Origin of the sequence: Janibacter sp. RAF52, from assembly GCF_052114035.1 — a bacterium.
GTDB classification, from domain to species: Bacteria; Actinomycetota; Actinomycetes; order Actinomycetales; family Dermatophilaceae; genus Janibacter; species Janibacter hoylei.
This window is the reverse complement of sequence record NZ_JBFRDY010000001.1, coordinates 41,254-59,137: the sequence shown is the minus strand read 5'-3', so window position 1 is coordinate 59,137 and position 17,884 is coordinate 41,254. Positions and strand designations below refer to the sequence as shown.

Below are 17,884 nucleotides of genomic sequence, written 5' to 3'. Positions count from 1 at the left end.
CTGCCAGCGGGTGGAGGTCCTGGCCTGACCCTTGCGCGGGTCAGCGCACGGGCACCCCGGCGCGCATCAGGCCGTAGGTGATGCCGTCGAGTAGTGCCTCCCACGAGGCCTCGACGATGTTGGGCGCCACGCCGACGGTCGTCCACGAGGTGTGCTCGTCGCTGTGCTCGATGAGCACCCGCGTCGTCGCGTCGGTGCCGTGGGCGGCATCGAGGATGCGCACCTTGTAGTCGATGAGCTCGATCCGCTCGATCTCCGGGTAGACCGCGACGAGAGCGTGGCGCAGACCCTGGTCGAGCGCGTTGACCGGGCCGTTGCCCTCCCCCGTCGCGACGAAGCGCTGCCCGCCCGCGGTCGCCTTGACCGTCGACTCCGAGAGTGCGTCGGCCCCACCGCGGGCGTCGATCATGATCCGCCAGGACTCGACCTGCGCGTACTCCAGCGACTCCTCCTGCACCTCACGCCGCAGCAGCAACTCGAAGCTCGCGTCCGCCGCGTCGAAGGTGTAGCCCCGCTGCTCGAGATCCTTGACCTTGGCGAGCACGCGCGCGAGCGCCGCGTCGTCGCCGGCGAGGTCGACGCCGAACTCCCGGCTCTTCAGCTCCACCGTCGCCCGCCCGGCCATGTCGGAGACGAGCATGCGCATGTCGTTGCCCACGTCCTTGGGCTCGATGTGCTGGTAGAGGTCGGGGTCGACCTTGATCGCGCTCGCGTGCAGACCGGCCTTGTGCGCGAAGGCGCCCGAGCCGACGTAGGGCTGCCGGGAGAAGTGCGGGAAGTTGGTCACCTCGCTCACCGCGTGCGCGATGCGTGTCGCGTCCTGCAGGCGGTGCGGCTCGACGAGGTCCATGCCGAGCTTGAGCTGGAGGTTGGCGACGACGGTGATGAGGTCGGCATTGCCGGTGCGCTCGCCGTAGGCGTTGACCGTGCCCTGGACGTGGTCGGCGCCGGCCTCGACCGCGGCCATCGTGTTGGCCACCGCGCAGCCGGTGTCGTTGTGGCAGTGAATGCCCAGCCGCGCCCCGGTCGCCTCGATGACGTCGGCGACGGCCGCGCTCACCTGGCCGGGCAGCATGCCGCCGTTGGTGTCGCACAGGGCGACGACCTCGGCGCCGGCCTCGTGTGCGGCGCGCACGCAGGCGAGTGCGTAGTCGCGGTCGAGGTGGTAGCCGTCGAAGAAGTGCTCGCCGTCGACGATGACGGTCCGGGCCTGACCCACGAGGTGGGTCACGGTGTCGGCGATCATCGCGAGGTTTTCGTCGCGGGTGGTCTTCAGCGCCCGCTCGACGTGCCCCGGGTGCATCTTGGCGACGAGGGTGATGACCTCGGCGCCGGAGTCGAGCAGCGCCTGCACCTGCGGGTCGGTGGCGGCGAAGCCGCCGGCGCGCCGGGTGGCGCCGAAGGCGGCGAGCGTCGCCGTGTGCAGCTGCAGCTCAGTGCGAGCCCGGCGGAAGAACTCGGTGTCGTTGGGGTTGGCCCCCGGCCACCCCCCTTCGATGTGGGTGACACCGAGGTCGTCGAGGTGACGGGCGATCGTCAGCTTGTCCACGACCGAGAGGTTGATGCCCTCCTGCTGGGCACCGTCGCGCATGGTCGTGTCGTAGACGTGGAAGCCGTGCATCGTGGGTTCTTCCGGTTGGGGCGAAGGGAGGCACTCGCCTCCGCGGTGAGTGTGACACCTGCTCGTCGCGCCCGTCCGTGGCGGGGGTGATGCTCCGGACCCGTCCGCTCGTCTCGTCTCCTGCCCGAGAAAAGCGAAAGACCCCCCGGGTGTGGGAGGTCCGCGCGACGAGCAGGTGGCTCGTCGCGCCTAGATAATGAGCTCGGCTGCGGTGGCAGCGCGGGTCGTCATCTGGGGCATCACCTGATCACCATGGCACCGTCCCACGAGCCGGTCACCGACCGTCCGCCCTTCGAGACGCTCGCAGAGCGAGCTCCTCAGGGACCGGTCGGACCTACGCTCCCTGAGGAGGCCGCCCGCGGCCGTCTCGAAGGGACTACAGCAGCCCCTCGAGCACCTGGGCGACGCCGTCGTCGTCGTTGGCAGGGGCGTGGTCGGTCGCGGCCGCCAAGACCTCGGGATGCGCATTGGCCACGGCGAAGGACCGCCCGGCCCAGAGGAGCATCGGCAGGTCGTTGGGCATGTCACCGAAGGCCCACACCTCCCCCGCGTCGATCCCGAGCTCCGCGCACCAGCCGGCGAGCGCGGCAGCCTTGGTGACCCCCTTCGCCGAGACCTCGGCCAGCCCGCCGGCACCGCTGAAGGCCACGACCGCGCGGTCGCCGACGATCTCGGTGACCGCGGTGATGAACTCGTCGTCGGTCAGGTGCGGGTTGCGGGCGAGCAGCTTGCCGACGAGCGCGTCGTCCAGCCGCTCGATGGCCGGGGTCGTCACGAGGTTCTCCGGGTGGTCGTGGATCGCGGCAAACATGCTCTCCGCGGCCAGCCCCGTGTGCCGCTCGGCGGCGAAACCCGTGCCGGGCAGCTGGTCGCGCAGGTCGAGCACGATCTCGGTGACGACCTCGCGCGGGATGGAGCGCACGCCGAAGACCCGCCGCTCGGCGACGTCGTAGCGGAAGGCACCGTTGCCGCAGATCGCAACTCCGCGCGTGCCGACGACGTGCGCCAGCTCGTCGAGCCAGCGCGGGGGGCGGGCGGTGACGAGGACCGTCTCGAGCCCTGCATCGGCGACGGCACGAAGGGCGTCGACCGAGCGGGACGAGACGGTCCCGTCACTGCGCAGCAGGGTGCCGTCGAGATCGGTGGCGATGAGCCGAGGGGTCACGTGGGCTACCTCGGTGCGGTGCTGGCGTGGCTGCTCAGGCGAGCCGGGTCATCCAGCCGCGGGTGTCCTCGGCGACGCCGTACTGGATGTCGAGCAGGCTCTGGCGGATCGTGCGGGTGATCTCGCCTCCGCCCTCACCACCGGTGGACGGGGCGGAGCCGCCGGCCCAGCGCAGCTCGCCGACCGGCGTGACGACGGCGGCGGTGCCGCAGGCGAAGACCTCGGTGATCTCGCCGGAGGCCACGCCCTCCTTCCACCAGTCGATCTCGATGCGCGACTCCTCGGGGGTGAGGCCGAGGTCGGGGGCGAGCGCGAGGATCGAGTCGCGGGTGACGCCCTCGAGGATCGAGCCAGTGAGCGCGGGGGTGCGCAGCTTGCCGTCCTTGGTGACGAAGAAGAGGTTCATGCCGCCGAGCTCTTCGATGTAGGTGTGCGTCGAGGAGTCGAGGAAGACAGCCTGGTCGCAGCCCTGGGCCTGACCCTCGAGCTGGCCGGCGAGCGAGGAGGCGTAGTTGCCGCCGCACTTGGCAGCCCCCGTGCCACCGTCGCCGGCGCGGGCGTAGTCCTGGCTGATCCAGAGGTTGACCGGCGTGAGGCCACCGGAGAAGTAGGCACCGGCCGGGCTGGCGATGACCGAGAAGGTCACCTCGTTGGCCGGTCGCACCCCGAGGAAGGCCTCCGAGGCGAACATGAAGGGCCGCAGGTAGAGGCTCGTCTCGCCCGTGCCGTAGGCGGGCACCCAGGCCTCGTCGGCCTGGACGAGCGCGCGGATCGCCCCGACGAAGTCCTCCTCCGGCAGCACCGGCAGCGCGAGCCGCTCGCAGCTGCGGGCCATGCGGACCGCATTGCGGTCGGGGCGGAAGGTCCACACCGAGCCGTCCTCGTGTCGGTAGGCCTTCATCCCTTCGAAGACCTCCTGCGCGTAGTGCAGGACGGCCGCGGCCGGGCTGATCTGCAGCGGCCCGAAGGCGCGCACCTGCCCGTCGTGCCAGCCCTCCCCCTTCGTCCACGTGGCGAGGGCCATGTGGTCGGTGAAGGTCGACCCGAAGCCGGGGTTGGCCAGGACGGCCTCGCGGTCGGCGTCAGGAAGGGGGGCGTCGCTGCGGGTGGTGGTGAAGGTCAGCTCGGCGGTCATCAGTGGCACGTCTCCTCGGGTCCGATGTGGTGCAGGTTACCCCCCGAGCGAAGGGGGTCGGGTCAGCTGTAGTGGAAGCGGGCTTGGAGGACGACGAGGTCGTCACCGTCGACGAGGTAGACCAGACGGTGCTCCTCGGTGATCCTCCGCGACCACGCACCAGCGAGCATGTGACGCAACGGCTCTGGCTTGCCGATGCCGTCCACCGGGTCCCGCAGGGCGTCGTCGATCAGTCGGTTGATCCGCTTGAGCGTCTGGCGGTCGGCACCGAGCCAGTACGTGTAGTCGGCCCAGCCGTTGGGGGTGAAGACCAGCCTCATCGCTCGAGGTCGTGCTCGTCCCGCCGCCCTTCGCGGGCCTGGGCCAGGCTCTCGAGGAGGTGACGGGCGTTGGCAGGCACCCGCAGGAGGTGGGCCGTCTCTGCCAGGGCGTCGTAGTCGGCACGGGACATGAGCACCGCGTCACCACGGCGCGACGTGATCTCCACCGTCGTGCGATCTTCGTTGACCTGCTCGATGAGGGGGAAGAGGTTCTTGCGGGCTTCGCTCGCGGTGACGGCCATGATGCCTCCAGACACTGGTACGACTTCTTGTACCAGTGTGCGCCTCGGTAGGCGGTCACCGCAAGCGCAGTCCGGGCGTCACAGCCGCCCGGCGATGGCGTCCCCGATCTGGCTCGTGGACCGCTCGCCCGCACGCTCGGCGAGGTCCGCGGCGACGGCGGCCTCGACCCGCTGGGCGTCGTCGGCGAGGCCGAGGTGGTCGAGCAGCATCGCCGCGGAGAGGATCGCGGCGGTCGGGTCGGCCTTGCCCTGACCCGCGATGTCTGGGGCGGAGCCGTGGACCGGCTCGAACATGCTCGGGGCTTCGCGGGTGGGGTTGATGTTGCCGCTCGCGGCCAGCCCGATGCCGCCGGCGACGGCCGCGGCGATGTCGGTGATGATGTCGCCGAAAAGGTTGTCGGTGACGATGACGTCGAAGCGTGCCGGGTCGGTCGCGAGGAAGATCGTCGCGGCGTCGACGTGCTGGTAGGCGGTCTCGACGTCGGGGAACTCCGCGCCGACCTCCTCGACGGTGCGGCGCCACAGGTGACCGGCGTGGGTGAGCACGTTGTGCTTGTGGACGAGCGTCAGGTGCTTGCGCGGGCGCGCCTGGGCGCGGGCGAAGGCGTCACGCACGACCCGCTCGATACCGAATCGGGTGTTGACGCTGACCTCGGTCGCGACCTCGTGCGGGGTGCCGACGCGCAGCGCGCCGCCGTTGCCGACGTAGGGCCCCTCGGTGCCCTCGCGGACGACGACGAAGTCGAGCCCCTTGCTCGTCACGTGCTCGGAGAGCGGGCTGGTGACGCCGGGGAAGAGCTTGGCCGGGCGCAGGTTGACGTAGTGGTCGAGCGCAAAGCGAAGGGGGAGCAGCACGCCCCGCTCGAGGACGCCGGAGGGGACGCTCGGGTCGCCGATGGCGCCGAGGAGGATGCCGTCGTGGCCGCGCAGCTCCTCGACGACGGAGTCGGGCAGGGTCTCGCCGGTGCGGTGCCAGCGGGCCGCGCCGAGGTCGTACTCGGTGGTGCGGAGGTCGACGCCGGAGGCGCCGAGGACCTTCAGGCCCTCCGCGACGACCTCGGGGCCGATGCCGTCGCCGCCGATGACGGCGATGTCGAAGCTGGTCTGCGCTGCGTCCGTGCTCATGTGCTCAGGCTAGGCGCGCGTCCCGACATGTGAACCCCGCGTCCCGACATGTGGGCGCAGGGCCCCTCGCTCCCTGAGTGGGTCCCACGCTCCGCGTGGGCGGTCGCCCCGCGACCGTCTCGAAGGGTCCCTGAGGAGGTCGCCCTGCGACCGTCTCGAAGGGTCCCTGAGGAGGTCGCCCCGCGACCGTCTCGAAGGGTCCCTGAGGAGGTCGCCCCGCGACCGTCTCGGAGGGTGCCTCCGCGCGCAGCAGCCCTACTCGAAGGGGGACGTCCCCGCCCCGAGCTCGGTGACGATGGCGACCCACGGCGTCCCTCCGCATCCGGTGGGGAGGGCATCGGGCTCGAAGCCGCCCATCTCAGAGTCCTCGTCGCCACCACCCATCATGAGGTCACCCTCGGTGAACTCGTCACCGGACTCGCTGACGATCGACCACGACTGCCGGTCGCCCTCGACCGACGTGCCGTCGGGGAAAGCCACCGGACGCCGCGACTCCTCATCGACGATGCACCCGGTCTTGTCGTCCAGCGCGAGGGTGGCACGCGCCTGCATGTCATTGCCGCCGTCCGTGGGTTCGGGCAGGACGAGGATGCGCACCTCCTCGTCACCCTCGAGCCGCACGTCGTCGGAGGACGAGCACCCGCCGACCGTCGCCACCACCACCACTGCACATGTCACCAGCCGTCGCATGACACCTCCCCCGCACGGATCACCAGCACTCTCCAGCATGCGGGGGGGGGCATGGTCGCGTCAATGGCCGGCGCCGGCCTCTCCCTTCGTCCCCAGCACCCTTCGAGACGTCGGCCGCAGGCGGCCTCCTCCTCAGGGATCGGGGGGAGCGACCCCCGGCCTCCTCCTCAGGGACCGGGGGGGGCGACCTCCGGCCTCCTCCTCAGGGACCGGGGGGGCGACCCCCGGCCTCCTCCTCAGGCACCGGGGGGGCGACCCCCGGCCTCCTCCTCAGGGAACGAAGGGAGCGACCCCCGGCCTCCTCAGGGAGCGAAGGGCGGGGTCAGTCGACCTTGCGCGCAGCACCCTTGTCGGCGGACTGGGCGAACTTCGCGAAGATCTTCAGCGCGGGCGTGACGTGGCGCTCGCGGGGGGCGGCGGGGGCCCACCCCTTCGCGTCCTGCTCGGCGCGGCGACGGGCGAGCTCCTCGTCGTCGACGAGCAGGTTGACCCGCCGGCCGGGGATGTCGAACTCGATGACATCGCCGTCCTTGACCAGGCCGATCGCGCCGCCGGAGGCGGCCTCCGGGGAGACGTGCCCGATCGACAGGCCGGACGAGCCGCCGGAGAAGCGGCCGTCGGTGATCAGGGCGCACTTGGGGCCCAGGCCGGTGCCCTTGAGGTAGGAGGTCGGGTAGAGCATCTCCTGCATGCCGGGCCCGCCCTTGGGGCCCTCGTAGCGGATGACGACGACCTCGCCCTCCTGCACCTGCTTGGACAGGATCATCTCGACGGCCGCGTCCTGCGACTCGGCGACGCGGGCCGGGCCGGAGAAGTTCCACTGGTGCTCGGGCACGCCAGCGGTCTTGACGATGCAGCCGTCCGGGGCGAGGTTGCCGTGGAGGACGGCCAGTCCCCCTTCGCTCGTGTAGGCGTGCTCGACGGAGCGGATGCACCCGTCCTGCGCGTCCGTGTCCAGACTCGACCACCGGTTGGTGGAGGAGAAGGCCTGCGTCGTGCGCACGCCACCGGGCGCGGCGTGGAAGAGCTCGATCGCCTTGCTCGTCGCGGCGCCGCTGCGGATGTCCCAGTCGGAGAGCCACGTCTCGAGGTCGGGGCTGTGCACGGACCGGACGCTGGCGTCGAGCATGCCGCCGCGGTGCAGCTCGCCGAGGATCGCGGGGATGCCGCCGGCGCGGTGGACGTCCTCCATGTAGTAGTCGCCGCTGTTGGGCGCGACCTTGACCAGGCACGGCGTGACGCGCGAGAGGGCGTCGATGTCGGTCTGGTCGAAGTCGACGCCGGCCTCCTGGGCCGCGGCGAGCAGGTGGAGGATCGTGTTGGTCGAGCCGCCCATGGCGATGTCGAGGCGCATCGCGTTGGCGAAGGCGGGCTTGGTCGCGATCGAGCGCGGCAGCACCGAGTCGTCGTCGCCGTCGTAGTAGTCGCGGCACAGGTCGACGACGAGCTTGCCGGCGTCGAGGAAGAGGTCGCGCCGGGCCGAGGCGGTCGCAAGTGTCGAGCCGTTGCCCGGCAGGGAGAGGCCGAGGGCCTCGGTGAGGCAGTTCATCGAGTTGGCGGTGAACATGCCCGAGCAGGACCCGCACGTCGGGCAGGCGGACTGCTCGATGGCGGTGATCTCGTCGTCGCTGACGTTGTCGTCGACGGCCTTGACCATCGCGTCGACGAGGTCCAGACGGGTGTAGGTCTCGCCGTCGTCACCGATGATCGCCTTGCCGGCCTCCATCGGACCGCCGGAGACGAAGACCGTCGGGATGTTCAGGCGCAGCGCGGCCAGGAGCATGCCGGGCGTGATCTTGTCGCAGTTGGAGATGCACACGAGGGCGTCGGCGCAGTGGGCGTTGACCATGTACTCGATGGAGTCGGCGATGACCTCGCGGCTGGGCAGCGAGTAGAGCATGCCGTCGTGGCCCATCGCGATGCCGTCGTCGACGGCGATGGTGTTGAACTCCTTGCCCACTCCCCCGGCCTCCTCGACGGCACCGGCGACGAGCTGGCCCATGTCCTTGAGGTGGACGTGCCCGGGGACGAACTGCGTGAAGGAGTTGGCGATCGCGACGATCGGCTTGCCGAAGTCCCCTTCGCCCATGCCGGTGGCGCGCCAAAGTGCGCGGGCACCGGCCATGTTGCGTCCGTGGGTCGTCGTGCGAGATCGAAGCTGCGGCATGCCTCCACGGTATGCCGCCGGTCCGCAGGGTGATACCGCGTCTCACATGCAGACCGCCCCCGCACCGTCGGCGGTGCGGGGGCGGTCGGGATGCTGTGGGCTGCGCTCACTCACCGCTGTCGCGGCGGTCCAGGCTCTCCTGGAGGGCGCGGCGTGCCTCGATGGCCTCGTCGCTCATGACGGCTCCTCGTGATCGTGCGGTGGTGGGGCGGGCACGGCGTGGGTGGGGGTGCCGGTGGTGCGAAGGGGGGGCGGGGCCGGGTGTGGCCGCCGATCGTGCGACGGTACGCCGCTCCCCTCCCGCCACGGAATGCCCCGTCCGCTCCGTGGACGGCCGTCCGCCTGTCGGGCCGAAAAGTCGGAGGCGCGGTGCCGGTGGCTGGACATAACCTTGAGCGGCCATGACGCAGACCCTCGAGCGGACCACCGCGCCGCCCCCACCCACCGAGCCGATGCCCCCGGAGCGCACCGTCGACTGGCGACGGATGCGCTCGCCGGCGGCCGCGGCCGCGCTCGTCTGCTCCGCGACCGCGGCGGTCCTGCTCACGACCGGCACCGTCGTCATCGGCCGCCTGGCGGAGGGACCGAGCACCGGCCTCGTCCAGCTGCTCGCCCTGCTCGTCGTCGGCGGCGCCGTCATCGACAATCTCGGCAAGGTCGTGTGGGTCGGCCTCTCCGACCGCGCCGAGGGCGTGCTGCGCGACGACCTGCTCGACGCCGCGCTCGCCCAGCCGGTCGCGACCCTCTCAGAGCAGGCGGCCGGCGAGATCCTCGACCGCGTCGACGACGACACCCACGAGGTCGGCAACCTCATGCGGTGGCAGGTGTGGATGTTTGCGCGCACCGCCTTTTCGGTCGTCCCCATGTGGGTCGTCGCCGGCATCACGTGGTGGCCGGCCTGGCTGCTCTTCCCCGTCATCGGTCTGCTCACCGCCGTGGCCGTGCGTCCCCTGCTCGGGGAGATCGCCCGCCGCAAGGTCATCGAGGAGGCCGCCTGGACCGACCATGCCAGCGCCCTCGAGGAGGGCATCGCCGGGCGCGACGACCTGCGCACCAGCCTGGGTCAGGCACACATGCTGCAGCGCCTGGCGACGCTCACCGCACGGGTCCACGCCCGCTTCGCCGACGTCGTCACGCTCGAGAGCCGGCTGGCCCGCCGGGCGGGTCTGCTGCTCCACGGTCTGCTCGCCGGCATCGGCCTGGCCGGCATCGCGCTGGCGACCGGCGGTGGCCTGTCGGTGGGCCAGCTCGTCACGCTCTTCATCGTCACGTCGACCTTCGTCGGTCTCGTCACCCAGCTCTCCCACCAGCTGCCGGACCTGCAGGCCGGCCTGGGCGCGGTGATCCGGCTGCGGCAGATGCTCGCCGTCGAGCCCGAGCCGAAGGGAGGCGCCCCCGTCCCCGCGGGCGCCGAGCTGGCGGTCGAGGTGCGCGGCCTCGACTTCAGCTACACCGAGGGCAGCTTCGCCCTGCGGGACGTGACCTTTGCCGTACCCGCGGGCGAGACCGTCGCGCTCGTCGGCCGCACCGGCTCGGGCAAGTCGACCCTGGCCTCCTTCGTCTCGCGGGCCATCGAGCCGCCGCGGGGCACGGTCTTCGTCGGGGGCGTCGACGTGCGCGATCTCGACGTGCAGCTGCTGCGCACCGACGTCGGTGTCGTCACCCAGCGCACCGAGATCATCGCCGGCACCCTCGCCGACAACATCGCCCTCTTCGACGACACCCCGCGCAGCGACATCGAGGCGGCCGTCGTCGAGCTCGGGCTCGTCGACTGGGTCGCCGGGCTGCCCGACGGCCTCGAGACCCTCCTCGGTCCCGGCGGCACGACCCTCTCCGCGGGCGAGGAGCAGCTCGTCGCCTTCGCGCGGCTGCTCGTGCGCGACGTGCGGGTCGTCGTCCTCGACGAGGCGACCGCCCGCATGGACCCGCTCACCGAGCGCCGGGTCGTCTCCGCCGCCGACCGCCTCCTCGTGGGTCGCACCGGCATCCTCATCGCGCACCGCCTCGGGACGATCGAGCGGGCCCCGCACGTCGTCGTCCTCGACCACGGAACGGTGATCCAGCAGGGGCGTCGCACCGAGCTCGCCGAGCAGCCGGGTCCCTTCCGCAGCCTGCTCCTCGACAGCCGCGCCGAGTCCGCGGCCGACCAGCCCTCCCCCGAGGGCGCCGTCGACCACGCCGACCTCGACCCCGTCGGTGGGCGCCGCCGCACGACGACGCCGCCCGAGCGGCCCGCCATCGGCGACGGACCCTCCCTCGCCCGGGGCATCACCCACGCCCTGCTCGTCAAGCCGTCGTGGGGCGTCGCCGGCGCCGTGTGCTTCCTCGCGATGTCGCTGCTCGGCGCTCAGGGTGCGATGACCGGTCTCGTGTGGGGCCAGGTCATCGAGGGCCTGCAGGCCGGGCAGACCCCGACCCTGCTCGCCGCGGCGCTCGTCGCGTGCCTGCTCGTCGTCCCCTTCCTCACGTCGCAGGCCTTCTACCGGTACCCGCGCTGGTGGATCGAGGTCATGCTGCGCACCCGCATGGCGGTCCTCGCCGGGCAGACCCGGGCCGAGCGGCTGCCGCGCACTCCCCCCGGCGAGGTCGTCGCCCGCTCGATGGACGCCGACCGGTACGCCCGGTACGCCGACCGGTGGGTCGACTTCATCAACGGCCTGGTCATCGCCGCCCTCACGGCTCTGCTCGCCGGCACGTGGGTCGCCGGAGCCGTGCTGCTGACCGTCATGGTGGGGTCCGCCCTCGCCGCGACCCTCGGCCGCCCGATCGCCGGCCGGTCCGCAGCTGCTGCCTCGCTGGCGCGGGCCCGCTTCGGTCGGGCCGTCGTCTCCTCGCTCGAGTCGGTGCGCACCGTCAAGCTGGCGGCGGCCACTCCCTTCGTCCGACGGCACCTGCGTCAGGTGGACGCCGGCCGGGTCCAGGCGGCGGTCAAGGAGCACCGGGTGCAGGCCGTGCTCGACGCCGTGCCGCTGGTCATGGTCCAGTGCGGCGTCGTCGTCACGTGGTGGATCCACGTGGCCGGTGGCTGGGGCCTGGGCACCGCGATCCTCGTCTCGGGTGCGGTCGCGGGCTTCGACTGGTTTGGCCGCGTGGCGAGCATGGTCGTCACCGAGGCGCCCGGCACCCGCGCCTGGCAGGTCGAGACGGCGCGCTTCGCCGGTGGCGTCGACCTCATGGACCTGCCCGCGGGGGTCGACCTCGTCGAGGGCACCGCGCCCGCGCCGGTCGAGGGCGAGCGCGAGCGCCTGCGGCGCCTCGAGCTGCGCGACGTCTCGGTCGTCCACGACGACGGGACCGTCGGCGCCAGCGAGATCGACCTCGTCGTCGACGCGGGCGACCTCGTGCTGCTCGTCGGCCAGGTCGGCTCGGGCAAGTCGAGCCTGCTCGCCTCACTCGCCGGTCTCGTCGACCACCGCGGCGAGATCCGGTGGAACGGCACGCCCGTCACCGACCCGCAGTCCACCCTGCGGCCGGGCCGCATCGCCCACGTCGCGCAGGTGCCGAGGGTGCTGTCGGGCAGCTTCACCGACAACGTGCGCCTGGGCCACGACCGCCCCCTCGACGAGCCGGTCGCCCTCGCCCGGCTCACCCAGGACGTCGACGACGCCGGCGGGCCCGACGCCCTCGTCGGCCATCGCGGGGTGCGCCTGTCGGGTGGGCAGGTGCAGCGGCTCGCGCTGGCCCGGGCCCTGGCGACCGAGGCCGAGCTGCTGCTCGCCGACGACGTCTCCTCCGCCCTCGACGCGACGACCGAGATCGACCTGTGGCGGGGCCTGCGCGAGCGCGGCGCAACCGTCATCGGTGCGACCTCGAAGCGGGCGGCACTGGAGCAGGCCGACCACGTCGTCGTCCTCGACGGCGGTCGGGCCGTGGCCACGGGCACGTGGGCACAGCTCGCACCCACGTGGGGTCACCTCGCCGGCTGAACCCGAGCATGACGAAGGGGGCGCCCCGGCCGGTGAGCCGGTGGGCGCCCCCCTTCGGAGCCCGCTGCGGGGGTGACCGCCGCGGGGGTCTGGTGGGTCGGGGTCAGCGGGCGGCAGAGCCCTCGGTGTAGTCGTCGTCCCCGGACTGCCACGCGAAGTGGGCGCGCAGCGCCTTGCCCGTCGCCTCGATCGGGTGACCGGCCTCCTTGTCCCGCAGCTGCTGGAACTCGACAGCGCCGTTGTCCTGGTCCTCGATGAAGCGCTTGGCGAAGGAGCCGTCCTGGATGTCGGAGAGGATGCCCTTCATCGACTCCTTGACCTTCGCGTCGACGACGCGGGGGCCGGAGACGTAGTCGCCGTACTCGGCGGTGTCGGAGATCGACCAGCGCTGCTTGGCGATGCCGCCCTCCCACATGAGGTCGACGATGAGCTTGAGCTCGTGGAGCACCTCGAAGTAGGCGATCTCCGGCTGGTAGCCCGCCTCGGTCAGCGTCTCGAAGCCCGCCTGGACGAGGTGCGACATGCCACCGCAGAGGACGGCCTGCTCGCCGAAGAGGTCGGTCTCGGTCTCCTCGGTGAAGGTCGTCTTGATGACGCCGGCGCGGGTACCACCGATGCCCTTGGCGTAGGAGGCGGCGATGTCCCAAGCCCGGCCCGAGGCGTCCTGCTCGACGGCGATGATGTCGGGGATGCCGCGGCCGTCGACGTACTCGCGGCGCACGGTGTGCCCCGGCGCCTTGGGCGCGACGAGGATGACGTCGACGCCGTCGGGCGCCTGGATGTAGCCGTAGCGGACGTTGAAGCCGTGGCCGAAGACGAGGACGTCGCCCTCCTTGAGCTCCGGCGCGATGTCGTCGGCGTAGAGGTGACGCTGCACCTGGTCGGGGGCGAGGATGACGATGACGTCGGCCTCGGCGGCGGCCTCGCGAGGGGTGAGGACCTTCAGGCCCTCGGCCTCCGCCTTGGCGCGGCTCTTGCTGCCCTCCTTGAGGCCGATGCGCACGTCGACACCGCTGTCGCGCAGGTTGAGCGCGTGGGCGTGACCCTGCGAGCCGTAGCCGATGACGGCAACCTTGCGGCCCTGGATGATGGACAGGTCGGCGTCGTCGTCGTAGATCAGTTCGGCGGCCATGGGGCACTTCTCCTTGTGTGGTGGGTGGTGCGGTCGGGTTGGTCGTCATCGTCTCCCGTCACGACGGACGAGGACGAAGGGGGGTCAGTGTCGGGAGCGGTCGGTGATGGAGCGGGGGCCGCGGCCGATGGCCACGACACCGGACTGGACGAGCTCCTTGATGCCGTAGGGCTCGAGGATCTCGAGCATCGCGGCGATCTTGTCGGTGTTGCCGTAGACCTGCAGGGTCATCGCGTCGCTCGTCGTGTCGACGATCTTCGCCTTGAACATCTGCGCGGTCTCGAGGATCCCGCTGCGGTTGCTCGCCTCGGCGCGCACCTTGACCAGGACGATCTGGCTGGTCACCGACGCGAGCGGGTCGAGCTCGACGACCTTGAGCACCTCGACGAGCTTGTTGAGCTGCTTGGTCACCTGCTCCAGCGGCAGCAGGTCGACGTCGACGACGACGGTCATCCGGGAGATCTCCGGGTGCTCGGTCGGCCCGACGGCGAGGGAGTCGATGTTGAAGCCGCGCCGGGAAAACAGGGCCGAGATCCGGGCGAGGACACCGGGCTTGTTCTCGACGAGGACGGAGAGGGTGTGCTTGGTGCTCATGCTCTTTCCTTCACTGCCCGTCGTGGTCGGCGTCGGTGGACTGCTCGATGGCCTCGGACTCCTCGCGGTCCCACTGCGGGGCCTCGTCGCGGGCGATCTGGATGGCGTCGTTGCTCACGCCGGCGGGCACCATCGGCCACACCATGGCGTCCCGCTCGACGACGAAGTCGATGACGACCGGGCGGTCGTTGATCGCCATCGCCTGCTCGATCGTCGCGTCGAGGTCCTCGGGCCGCTCGCAGCGCAGCCCGACGCAGCCGTAGGCATCGGCGAGCTTGACGAAGTCGGGGATGCGGCTGCCGACCGAGGTGTGCAGGTCGGTGTTGGAGTATCGCTCGTTGTAGAAGAGCGACTGCCACTGGCGCACCATGCCCAGGCTCGAGTTGTTGATGACCGCGACCTTGATCGGGATGTCGTTGATGACGCAGGTCGCGAGCTCCTGGTTGGTCATCTGGAAGCACCCGTCGCCGTCGATGGCCCAGACGACCCGGTCGGGCTCACCGACCTTGGCGCCCATGGCTGCGGGCACGGAGTAGCCCATCGTCCCGGCGCCGCCGGAGTTGAGCCAGGAGTTGGGGCGCTCGTAGCCGATGAACTGCGCGGCCCACATCTGGTGCTGGCCGACGCCCGCGGCGTAGACCGCCTCCGGGCCGGCGATCTGGCCGATCCGCTCGATGACCTGCTGCGGCATGAGGGCGCCCTCGCCGTGCGAGGTGTAGCCGACCGGGTAGTCCTGCGACCACCGGGTCGTCGCTGCCGCCCAGTCGCGGTAGCGGTCCGGGATGACCGCAGCGGCCTCCCCTTCGCCGGCCTCGATCGCGGCGATGAGCTCGCCGAGGATCGCCTTGGCATCACCGACGATCGGCACGTCGGCGACGCGGTTCTTGGAGATCTCGGCCGGGTCGATGTCGGCGTGGATGACCTTGGCCCCCGGCGCGAAGGACGACAGCTGGCCCGTGACCCGGTCGTCGAAGCGCGCCCCGATGGTGATGAGCAGGTCGCTGCGCTGCAGGCCGGTGACCGCCGCGACGGACCCGTGCATGCCTGGCATGCCCAAGTGCAGCGGGTGCCCGTCGGGGAAGGCGCCGCGGGCCATGAGCGTCGTGACGACCGGGATGCCCGTGAGCTCGGCGAGGCGACGCAGCTCCGCGTGGGCTCTGGCCCGGATGACCCCACCACCGACGTAGAGCACCGGCTGGCGGCTCTCGGCCATGAGGCGGACGGCCTCGCGGATCTGCTTGGCGTGCGGACGCGTCACCGGGTGGTAGCCCGGCAGGCTGACCTGCGGCGGCCACTCGAAGGTGGTGGTGGCTTGCAGTGCGTCCTTGGAGATGTCCACGAGCACGGGGCCGGGTCGGCCGGTGCTCGCGATGTGGAAGGCCTCCGCGATGACCCGCGGGATCTCCGCGGCGTCGGTCACGAGGTAGTTGTGCTTGGTGATCGGCATCGTGATGCCCCGGATGTCCGCCTCCTGGAAGGCGTCCGTGCCGATCGAGCTCGAGGCCACCTGGCCGGTGATCGCGACCATCGGCACGGAGTCCATGTGGGCGTCGGCGATCGCGGTGACGAGGTTGGTGGCGCCGGGGCCGGAGGTGGCCATGCAGACGCCGACCTTGCCGGTCGCCGAGGCATAACCCTCGGCGGCGTGGCCGGCGCCCTGCTCGTGGCGCACGAGGATGTGGCGGACCTTCGTCGAGTCCATCAGCGGGTCGTAGGCCGGCAGGATCGCGCCGCCGGGGATGCCGAAGACGACCTCGGCGCCGACGCTCTCGAGGGACAGGACGAGGCTCTTGGCCCCGGTCACCTGCGCGGAGGTCGTCGCTCTGCCCGCCTCGCTCCGGCGCGCCATCGCGGCCGGGCTCGGGGCGCTGCTGGTCGTGTCAGTCACCGTCTGTCCTTCGGTTCGGCGTGCCATCTGTGCTCCTCTTCATCCTCTCCCGGCCATGAAAAAGCCCCTCAGTCCGGGTGCGGACATGAAGGGCGCGCGCTGCGTCGGCGACGAGTCGTCGCTCAGGCAGCGCGCCGGGGAAGTACGAGGAGGAGGGCCATGCCGCTACTCTCCCCCGCCTGCCCGGCGTGTGTCAACGAATGAGACGACCGCGCCCACCATGTGGGACATGGTCGTCTCGTCGTGACGGCCCGGGCCGGTCAGCAGGGCCCGCCGACCATCCCCAGCCCCCTCAGGGCACGCGGAACTCGTCGAGAACCGCGGCGCCGAAGGCCAGGTCCTCCCAGTGCCCCGAGAAGCGCAGCACCGCCGCCGCACCGGGCGGGAAGCCGTGGCTGAGCAGCTCGTGCGCCTCGTCGTCCCCCTCGCCGTCGGCGAGGAGGCTCGCCGCCGCCGGCAGGCCCGGCGCGTGGCCGACGACGAGCAGCACGCTCGCGTCGTCGGTCGACTCCCGCACGACGGCCAGGACCTCCTCGGCGTCGGCGTTGTAGAGCCGGTGCTCGATCTGCACCTCTGCCTCGGGGCAGCCGGCCTCGGCGACCTCGTGCATCGTCTCCCGGGTGCGCGCGGCCGGCGAGCACATCACCTCGTCACAGCCCAGGCCGTGCTCGCGCAGCCACCGCCCGACCTCCTGGGCCTGCGCCCGCCCGGTCTCGGTGAGGGGTCGCTCACGGTCGTCCTGACCGGCACGGCCCGGCTCGGGCTCGGCGTGCCGCAGCAGGATCAGGGTCCGGTCCTCCGCTGACATGGTCATGGACCGAGTGTGGCCCGGACCACACGAGCGCGCCACCCCTCGATCGACTGCGCAGAGGGGTGGCCTCAGCCCTCGTGCACGAGGTTGATCGGCGGCTCGCCTGCGGCGAGCGCGGTGAGTTGACGTCGCAGCATCGACACCGCGCGAGGGCGGAAGGCCTGGGTCACCCCACCGACGTGCGGGCTGATGATGACACCGGGCGCCGACCACAAGGGGTGCCCCGTCGGCAGGGGCTCCGGGTCGGTGACGTCGAGCGCAAACCGCAGGCGGCCCGCGTGCCGCAGGGCGGCCTCGGTGTCGAGCGCGGGGCCGCGGCCGACGTTGACCACGAGCGTGCCGTCCGGCAGCGAGCTCAGCAGCTCCTCCCCGAGGATGTGGTGGGTGGCGTCGGAGCCCGGCAGCACCGAGATGATGACGTCGTGCTCCGGTGCGAGAGCGGCCAGCTCGTCGACCCCGTGCACCGCCTCGACGAGGTCGTCGCCGGCGCGTGCCCGCGAGGCCACCGCCGTGACCGACACCTCGAAGGGCACGAGCCGCTCGACGACCGCCCGGCCCACCGAGCCGTAGCCGAGCAGCAGCACCCGCTTGTCGGCGAGGCCCGGGCGCACGTGACGGGAGGTCCACTCCCCCTGCGCCTGGGCGCGCGCGAAGTCGTCGAGCCCACGCTGCGAGGCGAGGACGAGGGCCAGGGCCAGCTCTGCGGTGGCCGCGTCGTGGACCCCCTTCGCATTGGCGAGGGAGACCCCATCCGGCAGGACCGGCAGCATGTTGTCGAAGCCGGCCGACAGCAGCTGCACGAGCCGCACCGACGGCTGCTGCGCGACGATCGCGACGCCGTCGGGCTTGGTCATGTAGGGCGCGATGTAGACGTCGACCGACTCCGGCGGCGGAGCCGCCTGCGGGTCCCACACGACGGACTCCACGCCGTCGACCGGACCGACGTCGTCGCGCCAGCTGCTGTCAGGGAAGGAGACGGTGACCATGCGCGCCATCGTAGGTGGCGCAGGTCACGTGCACGCCGGCCTCCGACCCGTGGCCGCCGCGGTGCCGACCGGAGCGGTGTCC

At 71.8% G+C, this 17,884-nt stretch carries 14 protein-coding genes; 1 reads left to right on the top strand and 13 read right to left on the bottom strand.

The features are described from left to right. Nucleotides 1–40: 40 nt before the first annotated feature. The 8 genes from cimA to ilvD form a co-directional block, all read right to left on the bottom strand. Entirely contained in the window at nt 41–1,621 is a 1,581-nt protein-coding gene (gene cimA, locus AB4Y78_RS00265; protein WP_441713826.1) for a citramalate synthase, read from the bottom strand. A 376-nt stretch (nt 1,622–1,997) separates the two neighbouring features. Then, on the bottom strand, nt 1,998–2,786 hold the full coding sequence (locus tag AB4Y78_RS00260) for an HAD family hydrolase (protein ID WP_007927923.1): 789 nt from the start codon (nt 2,784–2,786) through the stop codon (nt 1,998–2,000). 34 nt (nt 2,787–2,820) lie between these two features. Next, nucleotides 2,821–3,921 carry a branched-chain amino acid aminotransferase gene (locus tag AB4Y78_RS00255; RefSeq protein WP_441736805.1) on the bottom strand — a complete coding sequence of 367 codons (1,101 nt, stop codon included), beginning with the start codon at nt 3,919–3,921 and terminating at the stop codon, nt 2,821–2,823. Nucleotides 3,922–3,983: 62 nt separating this feature from the next. After that, nucleotides 3,984–4,241 (bottom strand): Txe/YoeB family addiction module toxin, encoded by a 258-nt coding sequence (locus tag AB4Y78_RS00250; RefSeq protein ID WP_007927930.1) that lies wholly within the window; start codon nt 4,239–4,241, stop codon nt 3,984–3,986. Continuing rightward, the gene (locus tag AB4Y78_RS00245) at nt 4,238–4,483 is read right to left on the bottom strand and encodes a type II toxin-antitoxin system Phd/YefM family antitoxin (RefSeq protein ID WP_007927933.1); all 246 of its coding nucleotides are present in this window, start codon (nt 4,481–4,483) and stop codon (nt 4,238–4,240) included. The genes AB4Y78_RS00250 and AB4Y78_RS00245 overlap by 4 nt, the downstream gene beginning before the upstream one ends. Before the next feature lie 78 nt (nt 4,484–4,561). Further along, nucleotides 4,562–5,608 carry a 3-isopropylmalate dehydrogenase gene (locus tag AB4Y78_RS00240; RefSeq protein ID WP_441713824.1) on the bottom strand — a complete coding sequence of 349 codons (1,047 nt, stop codon included), beginning with the start codon at nt 5,606–5,608 and terminating at the stop codon, nt 4,562–4,564. 255 nt (nt 5,609–5,863) lie between these two features. After that, nucleotides 5,864–6,265 (bottom strand): hypothetical protein, encoded by a 402-nt coding sequence (locus AB4Y78_RS00235; protein WP_441713823.1) that lies wholly within the window; start codon nt 6,263–6,265, stop codon nt 5,864–5,866. A 355-nt stretch (nt 6,266–6,620) separates the two neighbouring features. Beyond that, nucleotides 6,621–8,465, bottom strand: coding sequence for a dihydroxy-acid dehydratase (ilvD, locus tag AB4Y78_RS00230; protein ID WP_128277429.1), 1,845 nt, complete (start codon nt 8,463–8,465; stop codon nt 6,621–6,623). A 401-nt stretch (nt 8,466–8,866) separates the two neighbouring features. Between ilvD and AB4Y78_RS00225 the strand changes: the two genes are divergently transcribed. Next, nucleotides 8,867–12,391 (top strand): ATP-binding cassette domain-containing protein, encoded by a 3,525-nt coding sequence (locus AB4Y78_RS00225; RefSeq protein ID WP_441736803.1) that lies wholly within the window; start codon nt 8,867–8,869, stop codon nt 12,389–12,391. Nucleotides 12,392–12,494: 103 nt separating this feature from the next. Here AB4Y78_RS00225 and ilvC read toward each other — a convergent pair whose 3' ends face one another. From ilvC to AB4Y78_RS00200, 5 genes are all read right to left on the bottom strand, one after another. Next, the gene (gene ilvC / locus AB4Y78_RS00220) at nt 12,495–13,523 is read right to left on the bottom strand and encodes a ketol-acid reductoisomerase (RefSeq protein WP_282072962.1); all 1,029 of its coding nucleotides are present in this window, start codon (nt 13,521–13,523) and stop codon (nt 12,495–12,497) included. Between the two features lie 84 nt (nt 13,524–13,607). Next, nucleotides 13,608–14,117, bottom strand: coding sequence for an acetolactate synthase small subunit (gene ilvN, locus AB4Y78_RS00215; protein WP_007928636.1), 510 nt, complete (start codon nt 14,115–14,117; stop codon nt 13,608–13,610). A 10-nt stretch (nt 14,118–14,127) separates the two neighbouring features. After that, entirely contained in the window at nt 14,128–15,966 is a 1,839-nt protein-coding gene (locus tag AB4Y78_RS00210) for an acetolactate synthase large subunit (protein ID WP_441713859.1), read from the bottom strand. A gap of 331 nt (nt 15,967–16,297) precedes the next feature. Further along, nucleotides 16,298–16,819 (bottom strand): SixA phosphatase family protein, encoded by a 522-nt coding sequence (locus tag AB4Y78_RS00205; RefSeq protein WP_007928638.1) that lies wholly within the window; start codon nt 16,817–16,819, stop codon nt 16,298–16,300. 65 nt (nt 16,820–16,884) lie between these two features. Continuing rightward, nucleotides 16,885–17,802: a 2-hydroxyacid dehydrogenase gene (locus tag AB4Y78_RS00200; protein ID WP_441713821.1), complete on the bottom strand. Its 918-nt coding sequence runs from the start codon at nt 17,800–17,802 to the stop codon at nt 16,885–16,887. Nucleotides 17,803–17,884: the final 82 nt, after the last annotated feature.

Excerpts from the sequence above, each read along its gene's own strand:
- ilvN (WP_007928636.1), bottom strand. The coding sequence starts at position 14,117 with ATGAGCACCAAGCACACCCTCTCCGTCCTCGTCGAGAACAAGCCCGGT.
- AB4Y78_RS00205 (WP_007928638.1), bottom strand. The coding sequence starts at position 16,819 with ATGACCATGTCAGCGGAGGACCGGACCCTGATCCTGCTGCGGCACGCC.
- AB4Y78_RS00255 (WP_441736805.1), bottom strand. The coding sequence starts at position 3,921 with ATGACCGCCGAGCTGACCTTCACCACCACCCGCAGCGACGCCCCCCTT.
- AB4Y78_RS00225 (WP_441736803.1), top strand. The coding sequence starts at position 8,867 with ATGACGCAGACCCTCGAGCGGACCACCGCGCCGCCCCCACCCACCGAG.
- AB4Y78_RS00210 (WP_441713859.1), bottom strand. The coding sequence starts at position 15,966 with ATGGCGCGCCGGAGCGAGGCGGGCAGAGCGACGACCTCCGCGCAGGTG.
- AB4Y78_RS00250 (WP_007927930.1), bottom strand. The coding sequence starts at position 4,241 with ATGAGGCTGGTCTTCACCCCCAACGGCTGGGCCGACTACACGTACTGG.
- cimA (WP_441713826.1), bottom strand. The coding sequence starts at position 1,621 with ATGCACGGCTTCCACGTCTACGACACGACCATGCGCGACGGTGCCCAG.
- ilvD (WP_128277429.1), bottom strand. The coding sequence starts at position 8,465 with ATGCCGCAGCTTCGATCTCGCACGACGACCCACGGACGCAACATGGCC.
- AB4Y78_RS00240 (WP_441713824.1), bottom strand. The coding sequence starts at position 5,608 with ATGAGCACGGACGCAGCGCAGACCAGCTTCGACATCGCCGTCATCGGC.
- ilvC (WP_282072962.1), bottom strand. The coding sequence starts at position 13,523 with ATGGCCGCCGAACTGATCTACGACGACGACGCCGACCTGTCCATCATC.
- AB4Y78_RS00245 (WP_007927933.1), bottom strand. The coding sequence starts at position 4,483 with ATGGCCGTCACCGCGAGCGAAGCCCGCAAGAACCTCTTCCCCCTCATC.
- AB4Y78_RS00200 (WP_441713821.1), bottom strand. The coding sequence starts at position 17,802 with ATGGTCACCGTCTCCTTCCCTGACAGCAGCTGGCGCGACGACGTCGGT.